This is a genomic window from Trebonia sp. (genome assembly GCF_049794275.1).
Classification (GTDB): Bacteria; Actinomycetota; Actinomycetes; order Streptosporangiales; family Streptosporangiaceae; genus Trebonia.
This window is the reverse complement of record NZ_JBARCR010000841.1, coordinates 1-3010: the sequence shown is the minus strand read 5'-3', so window position 1 is coordinate 3010 and position 3010 is coordinate 1. Positions and strand designations below refer to the sequence as shown.

The 3010-nt window shown below is 70.0% G+C and carries 3 protein-coding genes; 1 reads left to right on the top strand and 2 read right to left on the bottom strand.

All coding sequences use genetic code 11. The annotated features are described in order from the left end of the window. Nucleotides 1-521: DNA repair protein RecO (gene recO, locus WA805_RS21810; protein ID WP_425243258.1), on the bottom strand; the 521-nt coding region annotated here is incomplete at its 3' end. Nucleotides 522-614: 93 nt separating this feature from the next. Next, on the bottom strand, nucleotides 615-2360 hold the full coding sequence (gene leuA / locus WA805_RS21805; RefSeq protein WP_425243257.1) for a 2-isopropylmalate synthase: 1746 nt from the start codon (nucleotides 2358-2360) through the stop codon (nucleotides 615-617). 202 nt (nucleotides 2361-2562) lie between these two features. Between leuA and WA805_RS21800 the strand changes: the two genes are divergently transcribed. Next, nucleotides 2563-3010, top strand: a 448-nt coding sequence (locus tag WA805_RS21800; RefSeq protein ID WP_425243256.1) for an N-acetyltransferase family protein, incomplete at its 3' end; no start/stop codon positions are given.

Sequence of the window (3010 nt, the reverse complement as noted above, 5' to 3'; positions counted from 1 at the left end):
AACGCGGTCAGCCGCTTGGCCTCGCCCGACGCGCCGCAGCGGGAGCACTCTTCGAGCGCGGGGGCGTAGCCGGCGACGGCCAGCGAGCGCAGCAGGTACGCGTCGAGCACCAGGCGCGGCTCGCGCGCGTCCTCGCCGGTCTCGCTGAGCGTGCGCAGCCCGCCGATCAGCAGCAGGAACTGCCGCAGCGCGGGTTCCTTCTCCATGGGCGTGAGCCGCTCGGCGGTCTCCAGCATCGCGGTGCCCGCGGTGTACCTGGGATAGTCCTCCGCCAGCGGCGCGCCGTACGGCCTGATGACCTCCGCCTGCGTGATCACGTCCAGCGACCTGCCGGGGTGCAGCATCACGTCGACGTGGGTGAACGGCTCGAGCCTGGCGCCGAACCGGGACTTGGTCCGCCGCACGCCCTTGGCGACGGCGCGGACGCGGCCGTTCTGCCGGGTGAGCAGGGTAATGATGCGGTCCGCCTCGCCCAGCTTCTGCGTCCGCAGCACGACCCCGTCGTCCCGGTAACCCTGCACCGTTCTATTCTGCCTGTCGATTGCGCAACCGACACCAATAGAGCGGGTCGATGGCGCAATCGACAGGTGGGGTTAGGCGGCCGACAGGTGGGGTTAGGCGGCCGCGCCGCGGCGGGAGCGGTTGACCGCCGAGACGATCGCGCGCATCGAGGCCGTCGCGGTGTTGGTGTCGATGCCGACGCCCCACAGCACCTGGCCGCCGATCTCGACCTCCATGTAGGAGGCCGCCTGGGCGTCGGTGCCCTCGGTGAGCGCGTGCTCGGCGTAGTCCAGCACCCGGACGTCGATGCCGACCGAGGCGAGCGCGGCGCAGAACGCGGAGATCGGGCCGTTGCCGGCGCCCTCGATCTCCTGCGCGGCGCCGTCGACGGAGACCTCCGCCGATAGCACGTGCTTGCCCTCGACCACCGAGGAGGACTGTTGGTCGAGCAGCGCCACCGAGCCCTCCGTGAGGTACTCGGCGGTGAAGCTGTCCCAGATCTCGTTCGGGGTGACCTCCCCGCCCTCTTCATCGGTGCGGACCTGGATCACCTTCGAGAACTCGATCTGCAGCCGCCGCGGCAGGTCGAGGTGGTGGCCGCTCTTCATCACGTAGGCCACGCCGCCCTTGCCGGACTGGCTGTTGACCCGGATGACCGCCTCGTAGGAGCGGCCCACGTCGTGCGGGTCGATCGGCAGGTACGGCACGTTCCAGGCGTAGTCGCTGAACGGGATGCCCGCCGCCGCGGCCTCGGCCTCCAGGGCCTCGAAGCCCTTCTTGATCCCGTCCTGGTGCGAGCCGGAGAACGCGGTGTAGACGAGCTCGCCCGCGTACGGGTGGCGCGGGTGCACGGGCAGCTGGTTCACGTACTCGACCGTGCGGCGGATCTCGTCGATGTTCGAGAAGTCGATCATCGGGTCGATGCCCTGGCTGAACAGGTTCAGGCCGAGCGTGACCAGGCAGACGTTCCCGGTCCGCTCGCCGTTGCCGAACAGGCAGCCCTCCACCCGGTCCGCGCCGGCCAGCACGGCCAGCTCGGCGTCCGCGACGGCGGTGCCGCGGTCGTTGTGGGTGTGCACCGACAGGCATACGTGCTCGCGGCGGGACAGGTTGCGGCTCATCCACTCGATCTGGTCCGCGTACACGTTCGGCGTGGACCGCTCGACGGTGCACGGCAGGTTGAGGATGATCTCGCGGCCGGGCCCTGGCTGCCAGACGTCCATGACCGCCTCGCAGGTCTCCAAGGCGAAGTCCAGCTCGGTGTCCATGAAGATCTCTGGCGAGTACTCGTAGCCGAAGTCCGTGCCGTCGCCGAGGATCTTGTCCGCGTACTCCATGACGTGGCGGGTGCCCTCGGCCGCGAGCGCCTTGCACTCCTCGCGGCCGATGCGGAACACCACCTTGCGGAACGTCGGGGCGGTCGCGTTGTACAGGTGCACGGTCGCCCGCTGGGCGCCTTCCAGGCTCTGCACCGTGCGCTCGATCAGGTCCTCGCGCGCCTGGGTGAGCACCGAGATGCGCACGTCCTGCGGGATCTTGCCGCCCTCGATGAGCCCCCGCACGAAGTCGAAGTCGGTCTGGCTCGCGCTCGGGAAGCCGACCTCGATCTCCTTGTAGCCCATCGTGACGAGCAGGTCGAACATGGCGCGCTTGCGGTTCGGCGACATCGGGTCGATCAGGGCCTGGTTGCCGTCCCGCAGGTCGGTGGTGAGCCAGCGCGGCGCCTTCGTGACGGTCTTGGCGGGCCAGGTGCGGTCGGGCAGGTCAACCGGTTTGAACGGGGTGTACCGGTGGCACGGCATGCCGCTCGGCTGCTGATAGACAGGGGCGACCGGCCGGTAAGACGGATTGTGCTGCATCGTTGCTGCTTCCTTCGCGGTTTGTCTGCTTGTGGCTTAGATGGCGGCCAGCGGACATGCCAGGAACCCGCGACGAGGGAGCCAGCCTTTACAGGCCCCCGCCGCGGCCGCTAAGGAGGAGCAGCTCGCGCAGCATGACCGGGCCAGCATATCAGGCGGAAAATCGTTCGCGTCTTGCTGCTGACTGAGGTTGGCTTGACGGATGCGCATCACGCGACTTGACCACGCCGATCACGACGGCGTCCGCGGCTGCCACGACGTATGGCTCGCGGCGCTCGCGGCCGACGACCCGCATTCCCCGCCGCTTTCGCTACCGGTGTTCCGCCACTGGCTGGCGCGCGGCTGGGAGTCCGAACCGTCGGAGACCTGGGTCGCGGTGGACGAGGCGACCGGGGAGGTCCTCGGCTGGTACCGCATCGAGCTCCCCGACCTGGAGAACAGGCACCGCTCGTTTGGCAGCCTCACGGTGCGGCCCGCGTCGCGGCGCCGCGGAGTGGGCAGCGCGCTGCTGCGGCACGAGGTGGAGCGCGCCAGGGCCAACGGGCGGACCGTGCTGCGCGGCAGCGCCCTGGCCGACTCCGCGGGAGACGCCTTCGCCCGGCAGGCCGGGGCGGAGCCGAGCCTGGTCGACGCGCGGCGCGTACAGGACC

What these genes read in the sequence shown, in the direction of transcription:
- leuA (WP_425243257.1), bottom strand. Translation starts at nt 2,360, where the DNA reads ATGCAGCACAATCCGTCTTACCGGCCGGTCGCCCCTGTCTATCAGCAG.